The following is a 23,066-nucleotide window of genomic DNA, read 5'->3' on the forward strand; positions in this document are numbered from 1 at the left end:
CCCTTCATGACTTCGAGGCGGCTGGTGATGGACAGAAAAGCGCGGTACCCCTTCAAATGGTTTGGCCTGATGGCGCCCTTGAGCGTCATTCTCACAATGACTCTGGGCACAGCGACACTGCGCGCGAGCCCTATCGATGACGAGCGACAGCCAGAACCTTCCGACCCCTCGGCTTACCAAGACGAACCGGCTGACGAACCGGCCGCCCTGAACGCCATTTTGAGCATGCCGGAGGCCAACTTGGATTCCTTCGATTTGCCCAATGGCGTCAAAGGCACTCGGGACGAGACTCGCAAGGAAAACGTCCTGCCGCCGGCGGTGCAGACCAGTTTCAATTACCCCACCAATGGCAAGCCGAGCCCGTTGTTCGGTGCCCAGCCGTTCACTCAGCAACTGGTGCTGTTCGAAGAATTCGGCCCGGAAAAACTCGACCCCACCACCCCGGCCGCGCCATTGGGTTTTCCACCGGCAGCCGTGGGCCCATTGCCCCAACAAGACCCCAACAATGCGGCGCGCAGTGCGCCACCGAGCGCAGCGCTGGATGCGTTCTTGCGGCAACCGGGGCTGACTCCGTTCCCCAGCCAGTATTCGAACGTGGTGGACCGCAACCCGTGGCAAGCGCAGATCGAGGTGTTCCTCAACCGCCGTATCGGCTCTTCGGCGGAAGGTCGTCCACCAGGAAAAGGCTGGTCGCACCAGCGCTGGAACGAGTTCTACCCGCAAGTGGCCTACAAAACCGTGCAAACCGGGGCGAGGCTCAACAGCGGTTGGCGTGACAGCCATCAGATGCACGGTTATGCCGTGGGCGAATTCGGCCCCGGTGGCCTCTATCACAACGTGGCGGGCGTACCGGCAACGGATGGCACCGCCAAGGGCGTCGATGCGCGTTTCCACCCGAACATGCCGGTGCAGAACCACAACTCGGTCTGGACCTTCGACGGCACCTTGCCGCCCAAACTGCTGATGGTGCGGTACGGTCAGCCGGTCCTGATGCGTCACTACAACGGCTTGCCGATCGACCCGTCGGCCAACATGGGCTTTGGTCTGCACACCATCACCACCCATGAACACAACGGCCACGCACCGGCGGAAAGCGATGGCTATGCCAACGCGTTTTTCTTCCCGGGGCAGTATTACGACTATCGCTGGCCGATCCAGCTGGCCGGTTACGACAGCATCAACACCGACGCTCACGATCCACGCGCGGCGTTCCCTTGCGCACCGGGCGAAACCCTGTGGACCAACGACGTGAGCCCGAGCCGCAAGACCTGCGATCACGGCACGATCAAGATCCGTGGCGACTGGCGCGAAACCATGAGCACCCACTGGTTCCACGACCACATGCTCGATTTCACCGCGCAGAACGTCTACAAGGGCAACGCGGCGATGATGAACTACTACAGCGCCCTGGACCGTGGCAACGAATCGGTGAACGACGGCGTCAACCTGCGTTTCCCCAGCGGCAGCGCCTTGCCGTGGGGTAACCGCGACTACGACGTCAACCTGGTGTTCGCCGACAAGGCCTGGGATCAGAACGGCCAGTTGTGGTTCAACCCGTTCAACACCGACGGCTTCCTCGGTGACCAGGTGCTGGTCAACTGGCAATGGAAACCGACCCTGGACGTGCGCGCCCGCAGCTATCGGTTCCGCATCCTCAATGGTTCGGTCTCGCGTTACTTCAAGTTTGCGATCGTGCGTGAGGTCAAGGGCACCAGCGGTGAGTTCCAGGGGCCGAAAAACTCCGGCGTTTCCTATAGCCGCGTGCCGTTCCACATGATTGCCAACGACGGCAACATCATGGAACACAGCGTGCCATTCGACGGCAGCATGGACCTCGACGCCGATGGCGATAAACAGAACCACAACGCGATCCTGCCAACCCAGGGCATCGCCGAGCGCTTCGACATCATCGTCAACTTCGCGAAAAACGGCATCAAGCCAGGCGACAAACTGTTCGTGGTCAATCTGCTGGCCCACGACGATGGCAAAGGCCCGAAAGAACCGATCCCGCTGGGTGATGTGCTGTCGGAAAAATACCTGGCGGTGATCAAGCAAGGCAGCAAAGGTCCGCAGTGGGACAGGGGCGATCCGGGCGTGGGCAAGGTCTTGCAGCTCAACGTCAAGGCCTACACCGGTCAGGACCTGGCCATGGACCCTGCGGCGTACGAACCGGCCAAACCGGGTAAAGCCGAAGGTCTGGTGATGATTCCGCTGAAGATCCATCGCGACAATCCCGCCGACAAGGCACTGCTGGCCAACGCTCGTCACCGCACCTTCACCTTCGGCCGTTCCGACGGCACCGATGAGGCGCCGTGGACAGTCAAGACCGATGGCGGCTTCGGCTTCCACATGGACCCACGGCGCTTGAACGCGGCGACCCACTTGGCGAGCGGTCCGACCGATGCCGGAGCATCAGGGTTCGGCACCCTGGAGGTGTGGAACATCAGGCTCGGCGGCAGTGGCTGGAGCCATCCGGTGCATGTGCACTTCGAGGAGGGGATCATTCTCAGTCGCGGCGGCAAGGCGCCACCGGAATGGGAAAAATGGGCGCGTAAGGATGTGTATCGCATCGGCTCGGAAAAGGATGGCCTGGACAACGTCGAGATGGCGATCAACTTCCGCGAATTCGCCGGGACCTACATGGAGCACTGTCACAACACTCAGCATGAGGACAACTCGATGCTGCTGCGCTGGGACATTGAGAAACCCGGGCAATTCCAGTTGATGCCGACACCGTTGCCGAGCTGGGATGGCGTGCGCTACGTGAACTCCGCCGCGTTGCCAACCTTCCGCACTGGCGATGGCCTGGGCCCTAAAGTGGTGGTCAAGCCATGAACCGGGAGCGCGTCGACAGGATTGTGCACACGCCGCGCTCCCGCGCCCTGGGCATGCACCTGATGTTGCTGCTGATCACCTGCCTGTTGGCCAGTCAGGGGCTCACAGCCCATGAAGGAGCCTTGTCGCCGACGGAGTCGGCGACACCCTGGGGCGGCGACTATTTCCCCAACACCCTGCTGACCGATCAGGACGGTCAGCAGGTGCATTTCTTCGATGACCTGATCAAGGACAAAGTGGTGGTGATCAATTTCATTTTCACTTCGTGCAGCGACTCTTGCCCGCTGGAAACCGCGCGCCTGCGTCAGGTGCAAAAGTTGCTGGGGGACCGGGTCGGCCAGGACATCTTTTTCTATTCCATCAGCATTGATCCCCTCAGCGACACGCCCGAGGTGCTCAAGGCTTACGCCCAGCGCTTCAAGGTCGGACCCGGCTGGAAGTTTCTGACGGGTGAATTTGCCGACGTCACTGACCTGCGTAAAAAACTCGGGCTGTTCATCGAAGGCGTCGACAACGGACGCAACAAAGACCACAACCTGAGTCTGATCGTCGGCAACCAGAGCACCGGCCGCTGGATGAAAGCTTCGCCTTTCGAGAACCCGTGGATCCTCGCGGACCAGTTGGCCAATACGTTGCAGAACTGGAAGAAAGCCAGCGTTGAAGAAAGTTACGCCAACGCGCCTGAAATCCGCCCGCCGAGTAATGGCGAAGAACTGTTCCGTACCCGCTGCGCGTCGTGCCACAGCCTGGGCCCGATGGACGGGCAGGGGATCGGCATGCGCAGCATCGGCCCTGACCTGATCGGCGTGACGCGCCAACGCGATCCGGCCTGGCTCAGCCGCTGGATTCGTGAGCCAGACAAGATGCTGGCGGAAAAAGACCCGATTGCGGTGGAGTTGTTTGAACGTTTCGACAAAATCCCGATGCCTAACCTGCGTCTGGATGAGAACGCCGCGCAGTCAATCATGGGGTTTTTACAGGAAGAAACCGAACGCCAGAAACCGATGGAAGCGGCGCAGGCGCAATAGCGGCGAAATACTATCAGTGAGGCCGTCCAGTGCGATCAATGCCACCTACACTGATCGGTGAAACGGCTGAAAAGCGTGATGCATGCCTCCAGGACATTCCCATGCAGAATCAGGAATCACCCACAACAACGGCACCGGAGGTGTCTGCAGCAGACACCCCGGCCCGCAACGGACAGTTCAATCTGCTGCGCTGGTTCTCCTTGGGCAGCTTTTTCATCATCGCGGCTGTCGCGTTGGGGTTGGGTTATGTATCCACGCGTTTTGTCGTCGATGAAAGCGTCGAGCGTGATTCCATGCTGACTGCTCAGTTCATCCAGGCCATCGGTGATGGAGAGATTCGCCATGCCGGCATCACCACGGAAAGAACCATGGGTGAAATGCTCGATCCGCGCGATGAAAATGCCTATCCCGACGTCAATCCGGGTTCCCGGGCCGCGGCCCGCACAGAGTTTCTCGATCATGTCGAAAACCTGCCCGATACGCTGTTGGCGGTGGTGTATGCGCTGGATCGCACGGTGGTCTGGTCGACCAACCCGAAAATGATCGGCATGCGCGTCGAAGGTGACGAGGAACTGGACGAATCCTTTGAAATGAAGGAACTCGTGTCCACCAGCTACCACAAGATCGACGACGAGCGTCCCGAACAGATGCTGCTGCGCGAACCCAAGTACCTGTTCATCGAGAATTACATTCCGATGTTCAATGCCGACAAGAGCAAAGTCATCGCCATGGTCGAGATCTACAAGGAACCGGCGGACCTGGTCGAACGTATCCAGCGCGGTTTCAAAGCCATCTGGCTGGCGACTGCGCTGGGTGGCCTGCTCATCTACCTTGGGTTGTTCTGGATTGTGCGGCGAGCATCGATGCTGCTGCAAAGCCAGCAAAAACAATTGATCACCAACGAGACTTTCGTTGCCCTGGGGGAAATGTCCTCGGCGGTCGCTCACAGTTTGCGCAATCCGCTGGCGAACATTCGCTCCAGTGCTGAACTGGCCCAGGAAATCGCCAGTGATGGGGCGCAAAGGAACATTGGCGACATCATCAGTCAGGTCGACCGCATGTCGCGCTGGGTGCGGGAGTTGCTGGTGTCGTTGCGGCCCATGAACGACGACTACGAAACCGTGGACCTGGTGCTGGCCATCGATGACACCCTGAGCGCTTTCGATGCGTTGATCAAACGTTCCAACGTGCAAGTGCACTTCACGCCGCAAGCCTGCCCACCGGTCGTCAGTCAACAGGTGCTGCTCACGCAAATTCTCAATAGCCTGTTCGCCAATGCCCTGGAGGCCATGCCCAAGGGCGGCGTGCTCAGTATCGACATAGAACAACCTCACCCTGGGCAGGTGCAGATGACGTTGAGCGATACCGGCAAAGGCATGAGCAAACAGCAGCAGCAAATGGTCTTCAAGCCGTTTTTTACAACCAAACAGGGAGGGTTGGGCGTTGGCCTGGCCCTCGTCAAACGAATAATGGAACGCTTCGAAGGCTCGGTTGAATTGACCAGCCAGGAGCAGGAAGGAACCCGCGTCTGTCTCAATTTTAAAGTGGCAACGGGAGGGGACTATGGAGCACAGCATACTGCTGGTCGAGGATGATGAACTCCTGGCCGAGAATATTCAGACCTACCTGGAGCGCAAAGACTTCGAGGTGACGGTTTGCCACTCGGCTGAAGAGGCGTTGGAGCAATTGGGCACATTTGCTCCAGACGTGGTATTGACCGATAACTCGCTGCCGGGCATGAGTGGTCATGACCTGATCCAGAAGCTGCGCGTCAGCGCGCCGGATCTGAAAGTGATCATGATGACCGGCTACGGCAACGTCGAAGACGCCGTGGTGGCGATGAAAGAGGGCGCGTTTCATTACGTGACCAAACCGGTGGCTTTGCCGGAGCTCAAGCTGCTGCTGGACAAGGCCCTGGCCACCGATCGCATGGAACGCACGCTGTCGTTCTATCAGGAACGTGAGGCGCAGAAGTCCGGCGTACAAGCGTTGATCGGTGAATCGGCACCGATGCACTACTTGAAAAACACCATCGCCCAGCTGCTCGACGCCGAACGGCGCATGGCCAACACCGACCTGCCGCCGGTGCTGGTGGAAGGTGAAACCGGTACGGGCAAGGAACTGGTGGCCCGGGCGCTGCACTTCGACGGTCCGCGCAGCAAAGGCCCGTTCATTGAGTTCAACTGCGCCTCGATTCCTTCCAATCTGGTGGAGTCGGAACTGTTCGGCCACGAGAAGGGCGCCTTCACCGACGCCAAGGACCGCCGTGTCGGTCTGGTCGAAGCGGCTGACGGCGGCACGCTGTTTCTCGACGAAGTCGGGGAAATGGACCTGCTGCTGCAAGCTAAATTGCTCAAGCTGCTGGAAGACCGGACCATTCGCCGGGTCGGCTCGGTCAAGGAGCGCAAGGTCGACTTGCGGGTGATCAGCGCCACCAATTGCAACCTCGAACAGATGGTTCAACAGGGCAAGTTCCGGCGTGACCTGTTTTTTCGCCTGAGGATCATTTCGATCAAGGTTCCGCGCCTGTATGCCCGTGGCGAGGACATCCTGCTACTGGCTCGACATTTCCTGGCGACCCACGGCAAACGCTATGGCAAGCCGAACCTGCATTTCAGCGACCAGGCTGAACAACTGCTGCTCAGCTATAGCTGGCCGGGCAACGTGCGTGAGCTGCGCAACATGCTGGAGCAAACCGTGCTGCTGGCGCAGAGCGATACGATTGCGGCCCATCAGCTCAATGTGTGCCTGAGCCTGGTGGATGATCCGATCGTGCTGCAAGAACCCCAACACCACGAGCCGCGTCCGCTGTACAGCGCCAACGAGTCGATGAACCTGCCGGAAGTCGAGCGCGACATGGTGCGCAAGATGCTCGACAAGACCGACTGGAACGTCACCAAGTCGGCACGCCTGCTGGGCCTGAGCCGCGACATGTTGCGCTACCGGATCGAAAAACTCGGCCTCGCGCGCCCGGACAAACGGCAATGGTGAATCACTGCATCAATGGCCCTTGGCGACTGAGGCACTCGAGCAGACACGAGGGGTCGAGGACTTCTTCGTTCACGTAGACGCCGTGTTCGGCATCGTAGGAACGGACAAAGACCCGGACGGAGGCGTCCGCGATGGTCGGTAACCGGGAGTCGTGGAAGTCGTGCTGACTGGCAATCGGAATGAAATTCCCAGGGGCCGTCGGGATGTACGACCCCGGCGGCACGATGCTCATGGACGGCGGCACCGGGTGAGCGAAAGGCTGGTCGGCGCCGTAATAATTGAACTCACTGCTGTAGTCGGTGGTGGGTGTCAGGCTCTCGTCCGCCTGGGCGCCAGCAATGGCGGTCAGGCTGAGGGCGATCAACAGTGGCAGATCGGTTTTTTTCATGGCAACACCTGTGAAGTCGGTTGTCCCGCACATCCCCAAGGCCATTAACTATAGCTGCCGTACAGGCACGCGTCCGCGATGCCCGGGTTACAACATTCCAACAAACGCCAAATGGGCTTTTTCGAAGGCCTGACCTAGACTCGTGCCGGTCAATAAAGACCCGAGTGAGGACGCGCGCAAATGGACATGCCGACCAACGAAAAAGCCATCGCCAGCAACCGCGATGCCTGGAACGACTCCGCCCGACACCACCAGGACACCCCCGAATGGCCGACGCTTTTGATCGCCGTGGGGCAGGGGGACTTCTCCTGCCTGGATGCAACGTTGACGGGTGTGCTGGAACAGGTGGGCGTCGACGGCAAGGCTGTGGTGCAACTGGGTTGCAACAACGGGCGCGAAAGCATCTCGCTGTTTGCCCTGGGCGCCCGCAGTGTGGTGGGCATTGATCAGTCTGAAGCGTTTCTCGCTCAGGCGCGGGAACTGGCGGCTCGCTCGCCCCATGAGCCGCAATTCATCGAGGCAGACATTCATCACCTGCCCACTGAGCTTCACGACCGGTTCGACAGGGCATTGATCACCATCGGCGTGCTGAACTGGATGCCGGACATTGCGCAGTTTTTTCGCCATGTCGCGCGCACCCTAAAGCCCGGCGGCGCGCTGGTGGTGTACGAAACCCATCCGTTCCTGGAAATGTTCGACCCGGAGTCAGAGGATCCCTATCGCCTGGACAGCTCGTATTTTCGCAGCGAACCGTTCGTGCAGAACCAGCCGATCGTCTACGAAGGCAAAGTCGACCAGCCGGCCGCTTCCTCCTACTGGTTCGTTCACACCCTGGGCGCAATCCTCACCGGCGCTATCGAAGCGGGGCTGCAAATCAGCCACTTCAAGGAATACCCGCATTCCAACCGCGAGGAACTCTACGACCGGTATGAACAGCAGAAAGCGCAGCTGCCATTGTGCTTTACGATGGTGGCGGTGAAGCGCGAGTAAATGTGTTGCACCAACTGACCCCTTCGCGGGCAAGCCCGCTCCCACAGTTGATCTTTGTCGAACACAAATGCTGTGTTCGCTGAAGATCCCTTGTGGGAGCGGGCTTGCTCGCGATAGCGATTTACCAGTCACCGCAATGCTGAATGTAAGACCGTCATCGCGAGCAAGCTCGCTCCCACAGTTGATCTTTGTCGAACACAAATGCGGTGTTCACTGAAGATCCCTTGTGGGAGCTAGCCTGCTGGCGATAGCGATTGATCAGTCACCGCAATGCTGAATGTGCCACCGCTATCGCGAGCAGGCTCGCTCCCACATTTGTTCGTCGTCGAACACAAATGCGGTGTTCACTGCGGATCCCTTGTGGGAGCTAGCCTGCTGGCGATAGCGATTTACCCGTCACCGCAATGCTCAAGGTACGCCCGTCATCGCGGGCAAGCTCGCTCCCACACTTGATCGTCGTCGAACACAAATGCGGTGTTCACTGAAGATCCCTTGTGGGAGCGGGCTTGCTCGCGATAGCGATTTACCAGTCACCGCAATGCTGAATGTAAGACCGTCATCGCGAGCAGGCTCGCTCCCACAGTTGTTCGTCGTCGAACACAAATGCTGTGTTCGCTGAAGATCCCTTGTGGGAGCGGGCTTGCTCGCGATAGCGATTGACCCGTCACTGCAATGCTCAAGGTACGCCCGTCATCGCGGGCAAGCTCGCTCCCACACTTGATCGTCGTCGAACACAAATGCGGTGTTCACTGAAGATCCCGTGTGGGAGCTAGCCTGCTGGCGATAGCGTTTTATCAGTCACTTCAAAGCTAGATGTTCGATCGCCTTCTTTGCTCCGGGCGGTGTTTCGACGAAAGCCGCGACCCGGTCTCTCTACCAGCAGTCAGGCACTCGCCGCGCCGGTCACCACTGGCCGGCCCGGTTTGCGCAGCGGGTCCAGGCGCGAGCCGTCGTAGCGGGTTTCGCGGTAGAAGCGCCAGCGACCGAACAGGGAGTAGATATGAGTGACGCGGCCCTGCTCGTGGTAGCCCATGCGAATGTGCAGTTTCAGCGCCGGAATGTTGTGGGTTTCGCAGACGTCCACCACTTTGTTGCAACCCTGGGCGCGCATGGCGTCCCAGAGGGTGACCTGAACATCCACCGACAGGCTGGTGCCGAAGTAGGCCCGGGTCATTTCGCCGCCAAACTCGAAGAACTCACCGGGTTTGACCGGGAACCAGCAGCCGTAATAGTGACGGTCATGGTAATCACGCACGCTGCCCCAGATAAACCCGACAGCGTGGCCTTCTTCGTCCAGATACATGTGCCCGGTGTAACCTTCGGCGGCGAGCTCGGCCATGGTGCCGACGCGGTCGCCAAAATGCTTGGCGAATGCCGTGGCGTTTTCCGGGGTGATGACCTCCATGCGCAGGCCCGAGTATGGACGTAATTTGTGCGGCGGCACCGGGCTGACCAAGTCGCGCTCCATCCACAAAAGCTCCCTGTGGAAGAACACGTAGCGTTTCCACAGCGTGTTGAACGTGCGGCTCAAGCCTTTTTGTTTGATACGTTCGCGAAGCTTTTCGATGATGCTCATGAAGCTCTCCTTAGCCATAGCCAGGGTGTGTGTGGAAACGCCTTTTATGGATATAGATCAACGGTGCGAACTCATCTCAAAGCGACAGCCCCGAATGTGTTGCAACGTATGTAACTCATTCGAGTGCAACTTCCACGATGGCCGACACGCTGTTCACTGCGCCATAAGACACCCGCGGAACACCCTGAAGCCGCTGTTCCAGCACCTGTGTCAGCGACTCTTCGGGACGCAAGTAGGCATCACCGAAATCCGCCCCGAGCTGGGTTGGATGGGCCACGATTTCCAGCACGCCGTCGCTCGGCATCGCCTCATTGCGCAGGTCAACCGGGGTGCACACATAATCGGCGGTCGCACCCGCCAGGTGTTGCAGTCGACCATTGAGCAAGGTCTTGAACACGCGTTTGGGCACGCTCAAGTTTTGCCCGAGATTGCGCGCAAGGCGCACCGGCACACCCTGGCTGGCCGCGAAGCGCGCGACGATTTCGCCGATGGGCCAGATGTTGTGCACGTGTTGATGAGAATCGATGTGGCTCGGGCGCACGCCGTTGTCCAGGCAACGCTGCCATTGAGCCTGCAACTCCTCCAGCACCGCATCGCGGTCCCGGCGACTGAGCCACAAACGGTGGCGGGAGAGGTTGAGATCAAACACGCCGTTGCGATCGCAGAAGTTTGTACGACCCAGGATCGACTGGCTCAAGGGGCGTCCGTACGTCAGGTTGAAATGCAGGCCGATGCGGTTTTTCAGTAACGGATGCTGGGCCATGACGCAGGCCGCCTCAAAGGCCGGCATATTGGCCATGGCCGTGGCGGAACTGATCACCCCGGCCTGGAAAGCCCCCAGGATCACTGCGTTTTCGCAGGCGCTGAGACCGAAATCGTCAGCGTTGACTATGACTTGGCGAGGCATGTCCGCCCTCCCTGTTCTGGTCGATGGGTGCCGCCTTGACGGGCGCGGCGACGGGAGCCGGTGCGGGTGCCACGGCTATGGCCGCTGCTGCACGTCGGGCTCGCCATTTTTGCAATGAGGGTTTTAACCAATGCCAAAGCCTCAGCGCCATGCCTAGTGCGAGGCCGCTGGGGCGCCAGGAATAGAAGCTCCAGCGCCAGTGTTCCAGTTGCCCGGTCATGCGTTCGTGAAGTTGATGGCTGGAGTTTGCCAGGCTCACCCGCGACGCATCGATCCAGTGCCAGTGTTCATCCAATCCCCAGCGAATCCACTCTTCAAGCAGCACCCGACCGCTGCCCAGGTCGGCGTATTGCGGCAGGAAGGCCAGGTTGTAATCGTAGAGTCGGCCTTGCTCCAGCAACCCGAGCCGATAGCTGATGCAACGCCCATCCAGTTCCAGCACGACCACTCGGACCAACCCTTGTTCGGCCAGTGCGGTGAAGGCTCGGTCCATCCATTGTCGGTGGCGCTCGTCGGAAAAAATTCCGACGCCTTCATCGCCTTTCCAGCTCACAGCCTCGACTTCACTGATGGCCTGCAACAGCGGACCCATGGTTGTGGCATCCGGCGTGATCCGCCGGACCTGGGCGCCACAGGCCGCGATGCGTTTGCGCGCACGGCGCAATTTGTAGCGTGGGTCGCCGGACACTTCCTGGTGATCGGCGTCGCTGATCAGGTGCACCGGCACCCGACAACTGAGGCGTCGTTCACCGGTCGAGGAGTGCGCCATCCACTCGGTCAGGGCACTTTCTTCGCCTACAGGTTCGGATAACTCATTGAGTTGCAGCAGGGCATGGGGAAGCTGCCGGCGAATCTCGACCAATGCCTTGCGAATATTCTCCCGGTCCATTCTGGCGAGTAAGGCCAGGCGGTCGGTGAGGGGATAGCCAAGGTGATGCAGCACGCGAAAGGGCAATCCGCCGAACCGCTCGACGGACGCCACCAAGGGCAGGCACAAGACCAGTTCATGACCTTGCCAGCCAAGCAGCACGTGCAGACGTTCCCCGGCCTTCAAGGCCTGTTCGGATGCGCACATCCAGGCCAGGGCATTGAACGGCGTGTGGTCCGTCACCCGCAGACGCAACGTCTCATAAGCCGTTGCCGGGAAGTCAGGGGCGCACAGCGAAGTGCGCCATTCAAATCGTGCTGCCATAAGGTCAGGTCGCCGCTGCTGTGGCAGGTTCACGGGCCGGTTTGCGCAAGGCATCCAGACGTGAGCCGCTGTAATGGGATTCGCGGTAGAAGCGCCAGCGACCAAACAGCTCGTAGACGTTCATGATCCGCCCCTGTTCGATGTAGCCGGTGCGTATGTGCAGTTTGAGGGCGGGGATATTGTGGGACTCACAGACATCCACGACTTTGTTGCAGCCTTGCGCCAGCATGGCTTTCCACAGTTCCGTTTGCAGGTCCATCGACAGTGCAGTGCCCCAATACGCGCGAGTCAGCTCACCGCCGAACTCGAAGAACTCACCTTTTTTCACCGGGAACATGCAGCCGTAATAGTGCTTGTCGTAATAGTCGCGGGCGGCGCCCCAGATGAACGCTACCGCGTCACCCTGATCGTCGAGGTGCATGTGCCCGGTGTAGCCTTCGCGGGCCAGTTCGGCCATGGTGCCCACGCGATCACCGAAGTAACGGGTGAAGGCCACGGCGTTTTCCGGGGTGATGGTGACGACCTGTAGCGGCGGGTAGGACCTGAGTTTGTACGGCGGCACCGGACTGACCAGGTCACGCTCCATCCACAACAATTCCTCGTGGGAAAATACGTAGTGTTTCCAGGCTTTTTTGAGGGTGGTGCGCAAGCCTTTTTGCCGGATGTGTTCGCTGAGCTTGTTGAAAATACTCATGTTATCGACTCCTGTCGGCATGGGCCGAAAGTGGAGTGGGACGAGGCCAAGAACCAGCGTCGCTTTTCAATTCGTGGGCATTCATGAGGCGCTCCAGCTGAGGCTGAACAGGGTCAGTCCAGGCAGTTCGAAACTGACGCGCCCGTTCTGGCAGTTGAACGGTGCGTCGCGGCTGCGATTGTCGGCGCCGAAATAGCGCAATGACCCCTTGGCCAGCGGACAGCTGACCCCAGACAAATCCACGCGCTGCAAACGCGTGCCTTTATTGACGCCCAGCAAGCTGCGGTTGAGGTCCTCGGCCATGGCCAGCACATCGACCTCAAAGGCGTCGTTCTCCAGGCGAATCACGTCGCGCAGCCAATGCTGCTGGATGAATTGCTGGGCCAGCCCCACCGGTTTGAGTTCGAAACGGTCGTCGCCGAGTACGCGCAACATGCCTTTGGGGTAGTTCGGTTCGTCGGCGGCCTGGAACCAGCCCAGCATCTCCAGCAAACCATCCTGAGACGAGTTGATCACCACCGAGGCCCACCACAACGAGGCGAAGTGGGTTTCCTGATCGTAAGGGCTGAGGCTGGAACCGCTGGACATGTTGGTCTGGTCCAGCAGCAAGGCTTTGCGCGGCCGGCCCTTGGCATCGAGGCCGACCAGGTCGGCGGCACGGCGCACGCTGTCACGGTAGACCCGGGTCGCCAGCAAGTCGCGAATCATCCATTCGTGCCAGGCCAGTGCGTCGATGTTGTCGCCGGATTCGGCCAGCAAGCGTTTGGCCCAATCGATGCCGCGCTTGTCGGCGGCGTTGTCGGCAAACGGTCCGTTGATCAGCCGTGAACTGGCGGGCATGGCGATGCGCACGCCGGCCTTGGCGTTGGCCGGATCGCTGCGCACTTGCCGGGCCATGCTGTTGAAGATGCTTTGGTAGTGGGCGTAGTCGGGGTAGTTGAGGTTCGGCTCGTCGGCAAAACCGATGTAATGCGTGCCTTTTCCACCAAGGGCGCGTGTCGCCGCGAGCCAGGCGTCAAGGCCGGCGTTGCTCATGGTATCGGCACGCAGGTCAGCCTGGCGCTCGCTACCGGCCAACAGCGTGATGTCCTGGGTGATGCCGAAACGGTCTTGATACAGGCGACGGAAAGCGTCTTCGTAGTGCGGGTTCTTCGCCGTAATGTCGACGAAGCTGTAGTAAGTGCCCGCCTGTGGCTTGAGCGCGTCGAGCACTGCAAAACTCGATTCCGGTGGCGAGACGTAGGGCAGGGCAATGCCCAGGTTCGGGGTCGGCCCCAGCACTTGTTTGGTCAGGGTCAAACGGGTCTGGCCGTCGTCCTCGCGCAGCGGCTTGAGTTGCTGCGGATTCTGCGCAAACAGGTTGGCCGTGCCGTCCAGCCAGAACGCCACTTTGCCGCTGCCTTGCAGGCGCAGGCGCCAGACCTGTTCGTCGCGGGTGACGGGCAACTCGACCTTGTCGAACTGCCAGTAAGCCCGGTACGGTTTCAACGCCAGCGCCACTTGCTTGCCGTCACCGACCCGCTGCGCTTGCAAGGCGCTGACGCCACCGTGGAACTTGCCGGCCAGTACTGCGTGTTCTCCCGGCGCGACCTTGAAAAACAATTCGTCGCCGTCACGGGTTTCGGCGCTGAAATGCACCTTGGCCGGGGCGAACAGCGCCACCGTGTGCTCGTCGTGCTCGACCTTGTAGCGACGGAAGCTGTAGCCCGGAATTTCCAGTTGGTAGCTGGCAGCGCCGGGCGCCAGCGGCCAGCTCTGAGTGCCGCGCGATTCGCTGGCGGCGATCAGCCGTTCGCCTTCAAGTTTGCCTTTTCCATCGAGCAGGTACAGGCGTTCTTCGTTGGCATCCGCTTGCCAGGCCGGCGTCCAGCGCACCGTCAGGGTGTCCGGGCGATCCGTTTGCAGGTACAGGCTGCCATCGCGTATGTCGGCCCAACGCATGGACGCGCTCCAGGCGTCGAGCGACAGGCCCAGGCCCACCAGCAGCGCGAAATACTTCATGCCGACTTCCGTTGCAGCATGTGCAGCATCGGCGCCACATCGCTGGGCAGGATGATCAGGGTTTGCCAGACCGGCACGCCGCTCAACCGGCAGTACATCACCAGCAACGCCAGGGTCACCGCCACATAAGCGATGGATGAAGCCGCTGCCGCGCCAACGATGCCGTACGCCGGAATCATCACCAGGTTCAGCGCCAGGTTCAGCAAGGCACCCAGGCCCATCAACAACGAAATCGTGCCGGGACGGTTTTTGCCCAGCAGGTCCAGGCGCAGGATGCTCGCGTAACACAGGCCCAATAAGCCTGGCAGCAGCGCGAGCAAGGCTGGATAAGCAGGCTGATAGGCGACGCCGAACAGCGTCACGATCAGCCATTCACCGATCACCGCCATGGTCAGGCACGCGCCGAGCATCACCGTGGCGGTCAGGCGCAGGGCCAGCGGCGTGACTTTGTCGATGCCTTCTTCCTGTTGTAGCAGGCGTTTCATCAGCGGCGTGGTCACGGCTTCCGGGACGATCAGCAGCAACTCGGCGGCGGCGCTGGCCATGGCGTAATGACCGAGCGCGGTGCTGCCGAGCAGGGCGCCGATGAACAGGTAATCGGAGCGCAGGATCACTTGCTGGAACAGCAGGTCGGGATGGCTGCGGGCACTGTAGCGCAGCAGTTCGTTCTGGCTGGCGCGGTCCCATTGCAACTTCAAGGGCTGATCGCGTTTGAGCCAGAACCAGCCGGCCAACACCACCAGGCTGATCCCCGACAGCCAACTGATCAGCGCAGCTTCGAGAGCAGAGTCTTTCCACATCCAGAACAAGGCCAGGAACAGCAGCAGCGGCGCCAGTGATTCCACCAGGCGCAAGGCGTTGAACGCCACCACGCCACCCGAGGCGTTGTGCAGCGTCAGCAAACCGCTCTTGAGCACGGTCAACGGCACCGCCAACAGTAACAGCCAGGCCAGCAGACCCAGTTGCGTGGTGATGTCCAGTTCACTGCCGAACTCTCGCACCAGGGCGACCACCAGCAAGGTCAAAAGACCTGCGAGCAGGCAACCGAACACCAGCACCTGACTCAACAGCAAGCCCATGGGCCGTTGCTTGGCCGCCTGGTAACCCACGGCCGAATTCAAGCCGCCGCTGGTGGCGGCGCTGATCAGGTCGGGCAGGGTGCTGAGCAAGGCAAACAGACCGCGTTCGCTGGGCCCGAGAATCCGCGCCAGCAACACGTTGCGCATCAGCCGCAAGCCGATCATGGCCAGCTTGGTGCCCATGCTCAGGGCCAGGTGTTTCAAGTAGTGGCTGCGGCTCATGCGCGTGCCCCGCGATACAAGCGCCAGGACAGCAGCTGAGGGTTGCGCGCCGCCCGCTGGCTGACGCCAAACCGTGGCAGGTTCAAGGGGTCGCAATGGCGCCGATAAATCCCGGTGCCGGTGCCCAGGGCGAACGGGAAATCATGCTCGGCAACCTGTTCGCGCACCCGGGCATCGTTGTCTCCGTTGGGGTAGCAATAGACCGGCAGCGGCCGGTTGCAGCCATTGAGCAAAGCATCGCGGCTGCGGCTCAACTCTTCATGCAAGTGCTGATCGTCAAGGCCGGTGAGAATCGCATGACTGGCGCCGTGAGGGCCGAACCGCACCAGCCCGGAGGCTTCCAGCGAACGCACTTGATGCCAGTCCAGCGCCTGGGGCAATGACTCGTCGGGGCACTCATCGGTCAGTCGATTGAGGTCTTGCGGGCTCAAGGTTTTCAGGCTTTGCAGAAAGTGCAGCAAGACCAGGCTGCGACGTTCGACCTCCAGCTCGTCGAAGGGCACGGGCAGCGGCCGACCGATCTGTTGCAGGCAATCGATCAATTGTTTGCGCGCCCGTTCGCCGTGGCTGCCCCACAGGGTTTCGCCGATGCTTTCCCACCAGAACCGCTGGCGACTGCCGATGAAATCGGTGGAGAGAAAAATGCTCGCCGGCACCTGATATTTCTGCAACAGCGGGAACGCGTTCACGGCGTTGTCGCGCCAGCCGTCATCAAAGGTCAGGGTGATTTTCGGCCGATCCGATCTCACCTTGCCAGGCTGCAGGATCTCCATCAACGACACGCAATCGAAATGCTTTTTCAGCCACCCCAGCAAATGCTCGAAGGCCTTGGGCCCTACGCACAGTTCATTGCGGTGGGGCAGGTCGGCGGCGTCATCGCTGGCCAGCACCCGGTGCAACATCAGAATCACCCCGGCGCCCTGCAATTGATTGCGCCCTACCGAAGAGTTGAGATACAGCCAGCCACTGGTGCTTTTTAAGAGTTGTTTGATTGCCATGGCTCAGTCCTTTCAACGATTTTGCTCGGGATTCCACTGGGCATACCGCTGGCCACGCAGGAACTGCCACAAGCCGATACTCATGCCGACAAGGGTCACCAACAGGAACGCGGCGAGGCGAAAGGGTTTGGGTAAACGGTGTTGCGAATCGAGCAGGCCGGCGATGGCCACGGTGTAACCGAACAGTTGCGCGATCAGGCTCAACCGATAGAAACCGTGGTCTTCCCACAACCAGAAATTACTCAGTAGCAGCGGCAACAACAGGATCGGCGCCAGCCGGCGAATCAACTTGTGGCTGATCAATGCAATCGAATACAGGCCATGCTTCAGCGGATTGAGCAGCTCGCTGCGTTGGGCCAGGCTTTGCAGTCCCCCGACGGTGACACGCTGACGACGGCGAAATTGCTTGTCCGCTTCGTCGACGCCGTGGTCGATCACTTGCGCTTCGGGTACATAGACAATGCGTTTGAACGCCACCGGTGCGCAGGTGCTGATGAAGAAGTCATCGTTGACCTCGGCCGGCACGTTCTGGAACAACTCGCGGCGCAAGGCGAGCAGGGCGCCGTCGGCGGAGACCATGCAGCCGGTGCGGTTTTCCACACGGCGCAGCCAGCCTTCGTAGTGTCGATAAAGGCTGTCGCCGATGCTCAGGCCGCCGCCGGTGACCGGGATCACCATGTGCCCGGCGCAGGCGCCGACCTGCGGGTCGCTCAGCGGCGCCAGCAGGTGACCGAGGGTGTCGCGCGACCATTGGTTGTCGGCATCGGTGAACACCAGGATATCTCCGGTGCTCAATGCCACGCCGGCATTGAGGGTCGCGGCCTTGCCCTGGCGGGGCAGGTCAAGCACGGTGATGCGCGGGTCAACGACCTTGTGGGCGCAGGCCACGGTGTCATCGGTCGAGCCGTCGCTGGCCAGAATGATCTGCAGTGACGTGGGCTCATAGTCCTGGGCGAGCAGGGTGCGCAGCTTGTGTTCGATGTGCCGCGCCTCGTTGTGGGCGGCAATGACGATGCTCACGTTCATCGGCAGCGGCACCGTGTGACGCCGCGCCTCAAACAACGGCGCAAGGAACGTCAGCAGCAGTGGGTAACCCAGGTAGGCATACACCGGAAGCAACAGGCACAACCAGAAAATGAATTCAGCCACGGGCAGGTCTCCTGGCATTCCACTGGCAAAGGCTAAGAATGAACGCTGCGCCGGCGATGTGCAGGCGTACCCAGTGCAAGCCCCAGAGTTGCAGGGACAAGAACGGGTTTCGGTGCTCGTGGCTCTGGCGCAGGCTCATGACCAGCGCCGGCACGCTGGTCAGCGCCAGCATGACGGCGGCATGGTGGGGGAAGCCGTCGAGCAAGGCTGAGAGCGCCAGCAAGTCCAGTGCCCAGGCGCTGAGCGAGAGCAGCGGGAAGCGCAGTAATCGCAGGCTCACGCCATGGGTGCGCAGCAGTTGCAGGTGACTGCCCTGACGCCACATTTCCTTGCCCATCCACTCATTCCAATTGGCTTCATAGCCCCAATGCAGGGCAACGCTTTGATTGGTGGCCAGCAACCGCGCGCCGGCCTGATGCAGGCGCAAGGTGAAATCCTTGTCCTCGCCGGTGCGCAGCTTTTCGTCAAACCCCTGGACCTTGTCGAACCAGGCCCGACGCATCAGCAAGTTGGAGCTGGGCAACCAGTCCACCACGCGAATTGCGTGGTTAGAAGGGCGCAAGGTGCGGCGTTGCCAGGCGGTGGCGTACCAGGGCGCCTGGGCTGGCGTGTGCAGGTCCAGGCCGAACACATCGGCCTGGCCGCTGGCTTCGAGTGCGATCAGACGGATCAGCCAGTCCTCGGGCATTTCGATATCGGCGTCGATGAAGGCCAGCCATTCGCCGGTCGCAATGGCGGTCCCGCGATTACGCAGGGCGCCGATCAGCAACCCCGGCTGCACCAGCACCTGAGCGCCGAACTGGCGGGCAATGTGCGGGCCCTGATCCTGCGAGCCGTTGTCGACCACGATCAGTTCGCACTCGAGACTGGCGGCATGCGCGGCTTTTTGCGCCGACAGCAAGGTCCTCCCAATGTGCCGGGCTTCGTTGTACATCGGAATGACAATACTGATGCGGCTCATGCCTTGGCCTCCGGAAATGGGCGTTCTTCGGCTTTCAATCGCAGCACGCTGGTCAGGGCAAGCATGATCCACACGTACTTTTGGTTGGGGGCGCTGAGGAACATCAAGAACAGCGTCAACGACAGAAAACTCATGGCCAGGTGCGTCATCATGTCCGCCTCTTCGCGGTTGTTTCGCTGCATCCAGAGGCGACGGGCGCGGATCAGGTTGTACAAGCCGAGCGCAAGCATGCCAACGAACAACAGGCCGGCGGGAATCCCCAGTTCACTGAAGATTTCCAGGTAGGTGTTGTGGGCGCGGCGGTACAAGTCGCCGACTTTGCGGTTGGCGGAGAAAGCCTTGGCGTAACCGGTGGTGGCGTAATGCAGCGGGAAGGTCCCGGGCCCGGTGCCGAGCAACGGGTTCTCGCGGATCATCTGGCTGCCGACCACGATGTACGAAGCGCGGCGGCCCAGGGATTCGTCCTGACTCTTGGCCCCGGCGCTCAAGATGCTCAATGACTGAATGCGCGCGACATAACCGGCCGGCATCACGGCAATGGCCAGCGGAATCACCAGCACCACGCCAAGCATGGCGAAGCCCAGATGCCGCGGACGAATACGCGCCAGCTCGGTGCGGTAGTGCCAGGCGCCGATCACCAGGCTGAGAAACAGCACCACCAGGCCCGAACGGGATTCGGTCTTGGTCATGCCGCCCAACAGCAAAATGCAGCAAGCGCCCCAGAACAACCGGTGCAAAAATTTCGGGCTGCGGACCACCAGCAACAGACCCAGTGGGACCGCGAAAGCGATCAGCATGGCAAAGGCGTTCGGGTCTTCGAGCAGGCCGGCGGCCCGGCCCTGGTCCTGATACTTGCTGGAGAACATCGCCAGCATGCAGGTCATCGTGACACTGAGGGTGACGAATTTGGCGAACAGGTCCAGGTTCAATTCGCGGCCGATCAGCAGGGTGATCACAAACAACACCAGGCCCACGCTGAGCTCACGCAAATGCCCCAACGACATGCCCAGGTCATCGGTATTGAGCAGGCTCAGGAAGTACAAGACCATGAACCAGACCAGGTAGCGCCAGAGGTTGCTGCGCAGACGCTCGGACGGAATCTGGTGAATGGCCAGTTGCAGCATCAGGATCACGGCCAGTGACGCACCGAGGAACTTGGTGCCCGACAGCGAACTGTCCTTGAAGAACCCTTCGAACGGCACCAGCGCGGCGATCCCGAGCAAACCCCAGGTGGGTTTGCGGTAAAACAGCGTGACACCTACCAGGCCCAGCACCGCCCCCGGTGCCAGATACGGATAAGGGCTGGCCAACAAAGCGAGGCAGACCAGGCCGAGCAAACTGACGATCGAGAGCGGAAAAATCACGCGCGTGCCTCCCGTGCTGTACGGATATAAAGCTGCGACCAGCGTTCGGCCAAGGCCTTGAGGTCATAGCGATCCAGTTGCGTACGTCTTGCGTTGACAATCAGCGTGCGTGCCAGTGCCGGTTCCGTCAGCAAGGTGCCGACCTGATGGGCGAGGGCGGCGCTGTCGGCAGGTGGCGCCAGCAGGCCGTTGTGGCGATCTTGCAGCACGTCGGGAATCCCGCCGACGGCAAACGCCACCACCGGCACGCCGACCTGCATCGCTTCAAGCAGAATCATTGGCGTGCCTTCGGTGCGCGAGCTGATCACCAGCGCATCGAGTCGCCGCCACCACACCGCCATGTCCGTCTGGTAACCCGGCAGCGTAATGCGGTCCTGCAAACCGGCGGCGTTGATTCGCGCCAGCAGACTGTCCCGTTCCGGGCCGTCGCCGAGCATCACGGCGTCCAGTTGCGGGTATTGCTGACACAGTGGAATCAGCGCATCGAGAAACTGGTCCGGGCCCTTTTCGCTGCTCAGCCGTCCGACGTAACCGGCCAGCGAACGCTGGCGATTTACGCTATGGGCCAGAGGTGCGGTGGGCGCCGGTAAACCATTGGGAATCACTTGCAGTTTTTCGTCGCGGACACTGGCCTCGCGGCACAGCACGGCAATGCTTTCGGCGACGCAGACCACGCGATTCACCGACGCCGTGCGGCACAGTTGCAGGCTCAGCCAGGTGTAGAACTTCTGCTTGCGACTGCGCGGGGTAAAGCCGTGCTGAGTGATGACCAGCGGCAGGCGCAACAAGGTTGCGCCGACCCAGCCAAACAGCAGGCCCTTGAAGTTGTGGGTATTGATCAATGGCCGTTCGGCCCGGCGCTGGCGCAAATGCGCCAGCAACTCCCCAAGCCCCGCGCAACCCTGGCAATCGACCCCAGCCTGGCGAAACCGCGCGATCAGTTCCGGTGGCGCGTCGAGAAACAGCACTTGGTGCTGCCCCGGCGTCGCCAGGCAGTGGTCCAGCAGCATCCGCTCAGCCCCATAGAAGCCGCCGCTGCTGAGCAAATGAATGATCGGCAGGGAAGGGATGAGCGGCGCGTTCAATTGCGCACCCAATGCACGAGGCTAGGCACGGACCAGTTGCCATGTGGATTGACCGGTTCCACGTTCTGATCGTTGATCACCAACAGCACTGGCAAGCCCAGTTCATGGGTGATTTGCGCAGGGTGTTTGAAGCGATGATCGAAGAACTCACGCACGTAGACCAGGGCAATGGCCAGCAGCAGACCGGTAAACAGGCCGAACGGAATGATCAGGAACGGTTTGGGAAACGCCGGGTCAGTCGGTTCATACGGTGGGCTGAGCACCCGTGCGTTGGACAGGTCGTTGTCCAGCGAGCGAGCGGTGCTGCTTTCGGCGAAGCGCTGGGCGTAGGTGGAGAACGCCGCGTGCAGGGCGTCGATCTCGGTGTCCATCTGGCGCAGCTTGCTCTGGGTTTCCTGCAACTGGTGAATGCGGTTCTTGAACTCGGCGATGCGCGCGGTTTTCTGATCGATCACCGAGCTGACAATCGCCAGGTCGTTGGTGCGTTCCTGAATCCGGTTGCTCACCACTTTCAAAAACTGCTGGCGGGTACGGGAAATCTGTTCGCGGGTCAGCAGCATCGGTTCACTGCCGGGCTGGAAGATTGCCAGGTCGTTCATATAGCGGCTGACCTGGGTGGTCAGCGCCTCACCCATCTGTTTGATCTCGCGGTCTTCGAATGCCACGTTGTCCACAGTAGTGGTGAAGGTGTAGGGGAAGGTGTAGTCGTTGAGTTTGGAATTGCTCGCCGCAGCCAGGCTGCTTTTCAGGTAGTCGAGCCAGCGCTGGCTCTGCAACCGGCGGTCCTGGTACAGGTTGAGCGCTTGCTCTTCGGTGTTGATGGCGTTGAGGCGGAAGGTGATTTCTTCCTTCGGATCCGCCGAGCCGACGCCTTCGAGCAATGCCAGCCGAGTGCCTTCCAGGCCATCAAGACGCACCTGATACTGGTGCTTTTTGGTTTCATAGAAGGCTTGCGGCAGGTCGATCGATTGCAGTTCCTGACGGCTGGCCAGGTAGTTTTGCAGCAAGGCGGCGACAAACTGCGTGCCCTGATGCGGATCGCCAAAGCTGTAGATGATCGAGATCACGTTGGAGCCCGGCAGGGTTTCGATCTTGAGCTTGTCGACGGCTTCCTGGGTCAGCGCATCCAGCGTCGTGTCACGCACCGGATCGGTTTCCATGCCCAACGCGGATTTCACCGGATTGATCACGTATTCGCGAATCGGGGTGGTGACGAAGCGCTTGAACGGCTGGCTCACCAGTTTGTTGAGCAGGCTGGGGGCCGGTGTGTACTCGCCCTTGTCGCGCAGCTCGCTGATGGTCTGCCGAATCAACGCGGGCGAGCGCAGGATATTGCTCTCGGTTTCCATGTCCGCCAGCGAAGGCGGAATGAAGGTGGCGTTGTCTTGAGTGAGGGATGTGGTGGCGTCCCCCTGCGAAAGTTTCTTGGACTGCACGATCACCTGGGCGGTGATATCGAAGCTCTGCTTGAGCATCAGCGGCAAGACCAGGGCGATCACTGCAAAGACCAGGAATACTCGCTTCACCAACTGCTTGTTGGCGAAGAAGATCCTGAAGAACTCATGCAGGTAGTTTTCCTTTGGATTCATGTCGGGTCACCTGAGAG

The 23,066-nt window shown here is 60.6% G+C and carries 18 protein-coding genes; 5 read left to right on the plus strand and 13 right to left on the minus strand.

Going from position 1 to position 23,066, the window contains the following annotated elements:
• The first annotated feature begins 27 nt into the window (after positions 1 to 27).
• The 4 genes from ACM6I0_RS04285 to ACM6I0_RS04300 all read left to right on the plus strand — a co-directional run bounded on the left by ACM6I0_RS04285 (position 28) and on the right by ACM6I0_RS04300 (position 6,854).
• A complete protein-coding gene (locus ACM6I0_RS04285; protein ID WP_414921546.1) occupies positions 28 to 2,835 on the plus strand; it encodes a multicopper oxidase domain-containing protein in 2,808 nt (935 codons plus the stop codon).
• A complete protein-coding gene (locus ACM6I0_RS04290) occupies positions 2,832 to 3,863 on the plus strand; it encodes an SCO family protein (protein WP_259154187.1) in 1,032 nt (343 codons plus the stop codon). Before ACM6I0_RS04285 ends, ACM6I0_RS04290 begins: the two co-directional genes overlap by 4 nt.
• 101 nt (positions 3,864 to 3,964) lie before the next feature.
• Positions 3,965 to 5,458, plus strand: a complete 1,494-nt coding sequence (locus ACM6I0_RS04295) for a sensor histidine kinase (protein WP_414921547.1) — start codon at positions 3,965 to 3,967, stop codon at positions 5,456 to 5,458.
• A complete protein-coding gene (locus ACM6I0_RS04300; protein ID WP_090182714.1) occupies positions 5,427 to 6,854 on the plus strand; it encodes a sigma-54-dependent transcriptional regulator in 1,428 nt (475 codons plus the stop codon). The genes ACM6I0_RS04295 and ACM6I0_RS04300 overlap by 32 nt, the downstream gene beginning before the upstream one ends.
• Before the next feature lies 1 nt (position 6,855).
• Here the strand turns inward: ACM6I0_RS04300 and ACM6I0_RS04305 are convergent, their stop codons facing one another.
• Positions 6,856 to 7,242, minus strand: coding sequence for a hypothetical protein (locus tag ACM6I0_RS04305; RefSeq protein ID WP_222585934.1), 387 nt, complete (start codon positions 7,240 to 7,242; stop codon positions 6,856 to 6,858).
• Between the two features lie 180 nt (positions 7,243 to 7,422).
• Between ACM6I0_RS04305 and ACM6I0_RS04310 the strand changes: the two genes are divergently transcribed.
• Positions 7,423 to 8,232 carry a class I SAM-dependent methyltransferase gene (locus ACM6I0_RS04310; RefSeq protein WP_259154192.1) on the plus strand — a complete coding sequence of 270 codons (810 nt, stop codon included), beginning with the start codon at positions 7,423 to 7,425 and terminating at the stop codon, positions 8,230 to 8,232.
• 883 nt (positions 8,233 to 9,115) lie between these two features.
• Here ACM6I0_RS04310 and ACM6I0_RS04315 read toward each other — a convergent pair.
• The 12 genes from ACM6I0_RS04315 to ACM6I0_RS04370 all read right to left on the minus strand — a co-directional run bounded on the left by ACM6I0_RS04315 (position 9,116) and on the right by ACM6I0_RS04370 (position 23,049).
• On the minus strand, positions 9,116 to 9,808 hold the full coding sequence (locus ACM6I0_RS04315; RefSeq protein ID WP_414921548.1) for a GNAT family N-acetyltransferase: 693 nt from the start codon (positions 9,806 to 9,808) through the stop codon (positions 9,116 to 9,118).
• Between the two features lie 115 nt (positions 9,809 to 9,923).
• The gene (locus tag ACM6I0_RS04320; protein WP_414921549.1) at positions 9,924 to 10,715 is read right to left on the minus strand and encodes a ChbG/HpnK family deacetylase; all 792 of its coding nucleotides are present in this window, start codon (positions 10,713 to 10,715) and stop codon (positions 9,924 to 9,926) included.
• Complete coding sequence (locus ACM6I0_RS04325) at positions 10,687 to 11,907, minus strand: GNAT family N-acetyltransferase (RefSeq protein WP_414921550.1); 1,221 nt, start codon at positions 11,905 to 11,907, stop codon at positions 10,687 to 10,689. Before ACM6I0_RS04325 ends, ACM6I0_RS04320 begins: the two co-directional genes overlap by 29 nt.
• A gap of 4 nt (positions 11,908 to 11,911) precedes the next feature.
• A complete protein-coding gene (locus ACM6I0_RS04330; protein ID WP_414921551.1) occupies positions 11,912 to 12,601 on the minus strand; it encodes an N-acetyltransferase in 690 nt (229 codons plus the stop codon).
• Positions 12,602 to 12,682: 81 nt separating this feature from the next.
• Positions 12,683 to 14,602, minus strand: coding sequence for a hypothetical protein (locus ACM6I0_RS04335; protein WP_414921552.1), 1,920 nt, complete (start codon positions 14,600 to 14,602; stop codon positions 12,683 to 12,685).
• Positions 14,599 to 15,903: a lipopolysaccharide biosynthesis protein gene (locus ACM6I0_RS04340; protein ID WP_414921553.1), complete on the minus strand. Its 1,305-nt coding sequence runs from the start codon at positions 15,901 to 15,903 to the stop codon at positions 14,599 to 14,601. Before ACM6I0_RS04340 ends, ACM6I0_RS04335 begins: the two co-directional genes overlap by 4 nt.
• Positions 15,900 to 16,901 (minus strand): polysaccharide deacetylase family protein, encoded by a 1,002-nt coding sequence (locus ACM6I0_RS04345; RefSeq protein WP_414921554.1) that lies wholly within the window; start codon positions 16,899 to 16,901, stop codon positions 15,900 to 15,902. The genes ACM6I0_RS04340 and ACM6I0_RS04345 overlap by 4 nt, the downstream gene beginning before the upstream one ends.
• A 12-nt stretch (positions 16,902 to 16,913) precedes the next feature.
• Positions 16,914 to 18,050, minus strand: a complete 1,137-nt coding sequence (locus tag ACM6I0_RS04350) for a glycosyltransferase family 2 protein (protein WP_414921555.1) — start codon at positions 18,048 to 18,050, stop codon at positions 16,914 to 16,916.
• Entirely contained in the window at positions 18,043 to 19,011 is a 969-nt protein-coding gene (locus ACM6I0_RS04355; protein WP_414921556.1) for a glycosyltransferase, read from the minus strand. The genes ACM6I0_RS04350 and ACM6I0_RS04355 overlap by 8 nt, the downstream gene beginning before the upstream one ends.
• Positions 19,008 to 20,375, minus strand: a complete 1,368-nt coding sequence (locus ACM6I0_RS04360; RefSeq protein WP_285435369.1) for an O-antigen ligase family protein — start codon at positions 20,373 to 20,375, stop codon at positions 19,008 to 19,010. The genes ACM6I0_RS04355 and ACM6I0_RS04360 overlap by 4 nt, the downstream gene beginning before the upstream one ends.
• Positions 20,372 to 21,460 carry a glycosyltransferase family 4 protein gene (locus ACM6I0_RS04365; RefSeq protein ID WP_285435371.1) on the minus strand — a complete coding sequence of 363 codons (1,089 nt, stop codon included), beginning with the start codon at positions 21,458 to 21,460 and terminating at the stop codon, positions 20,372 to 20,374. The genes ACM6I0_RS04360 and ACM6I0_RS04365 overlap by 4 nt, the downstream gene beginning before the upstream one ends.
• Entirely contained in the window at positions 21,457 to 23,049 is a 1,593-nt protein-coding gene (locus ACM6I0_RS04370) for a GumC family protein (protein WP_259154204.1), read from the minus strand. The genes ACM6I0_RS04365 and ACM6I0_RS04370 overlap by 4 nt, the downstream gene beginning before the upstream one ends.
• Positions 23,050 to 23,066 lie beyond the last annotated feature (17 nt).

The sequence above is a fragment of the Pseudomonas sp. IT-P294 genome, from assembly GCF_949767865.1.
In the GTDB taxonomy this organism is placed as follows: domain Bacteria; phylum Pseudomonadota; class Gammaproteobacteria; order Pseudomonadales; family Pseudomonadaceae; genus Aquipseudomonas.

Excerpts from the sequence above, each read along its gene's own strand:
- ACM6I0_RS04330 (WP_414921551.1), bottom strand. The coding sequence starts at position 12,601 with ATGAGTATTTTCAACAAGCTCAGCGAACACATCCGGCAAAAAGGCTTG.
- ACM6I0_RS04340 (WP_414921553.1), bottom strand. The coding sequence starts at position 15,903 with ATGAGCCGCAGCCACTACTTGAAACACCTGGCCCTGAGCATGGGCACC.
- ACM6I0_RS04285 (WP_414921546.1), top strand. The coding sequence starts at position 28 with ATGGACAGAAAAGCGCGGTACCCCTTCAAATGGTTTGGCCTGATGGCG.
- ACM6I0_RS04300 (WP_090182714.1), top strand. The coding sequence starts at position 5,427 with ATGGAGCACAGCATACTGCTGGTCGAGGATGATGAACTCCTGGCCGAG.
- ACM6I0_RS04325 (WP_414921550.1), bottom strand. The coding sequence starts at position 11,907 with ATGGCAGCACGATTTGAATGGCGCACTTCGCTGTGCGCCCCTGACTTC.
- ACM6I0_RS04370 (WP_259154204.1), bottom strand. The coding sequence starts at position 23,049 with ATGAATCCAAAGGAAAACTACCTGCATGAGTTCTTCAGGATCTTCTTC.
- ACM6I0_RS04290 (WP_259154187.1), top strand. The coding sequence starts at position 2,832 with ATGAACCGGGAGCGCGTCGACAGGATTGTGCACACGCCGCGCTCCCGC.
- ACM6I0_RS04305 (WP_222585934.1), bottom strand. The coding sequence starts at position 7,242 with ATGAAAAAAACCGATCTGCCACTGTTGATCGCCCTCAGCCTGACCGCC.
- ACM6I0_RS04335 (WP_414921552.1), bottom strand. The coding sequence starts at position 14,602 with ATGAAGTATTTCGCGCTGCTGGTGGGCCTGGGCCTGTCGCTCGACGCC.
- ACM6I0_RS04345 (WP_414921554.1), bottom strand. The coding sequence starts at position 16,901 with ATGGCAATCAAACAACTCTTAAAAAGCACCAGTGGCTGGCTGTATCTC.
- ACM6I0_RS04315 (WP_414921548.1), bottom strand. The coding sequence starts at position 9,808 with ATGAGCATCATCGAAAAGCTTCGCGAACGTATCAAACAAAAAGGCTTG.
- ACM6I0_RS04310 (WP_259154192.1), top strand. The coding sequence starts at position 7,423 with ATGGACATGCCGACCAACGAAAAAGCCATCGCCAGCAACCGCGATGCC.
- ACM6I0_RS04295 (WP_414921547.1), top strand. The coding sequence starts at position 3,965 with ATGCAGAATCAGGAATCACCCACAACAACGGCACCGGAGGTGTCTGCA.
- ACM6I0_RS04355 (WP_414921556.1), bottom strand. The coding sequence starts at position 19,011 with ATGAGCCGCATCAGTATTGTCATTCCGATGTACAACGAAGCCCGGCAC.
- ACM6I0_RS04320 (WP_414921549.1), bottom strand. The coding sequence starts at position 10,715 with ATGCCTCGCCAAGTCATAGTCAACGCTGACGATTTCGGTCTCAGCGCC.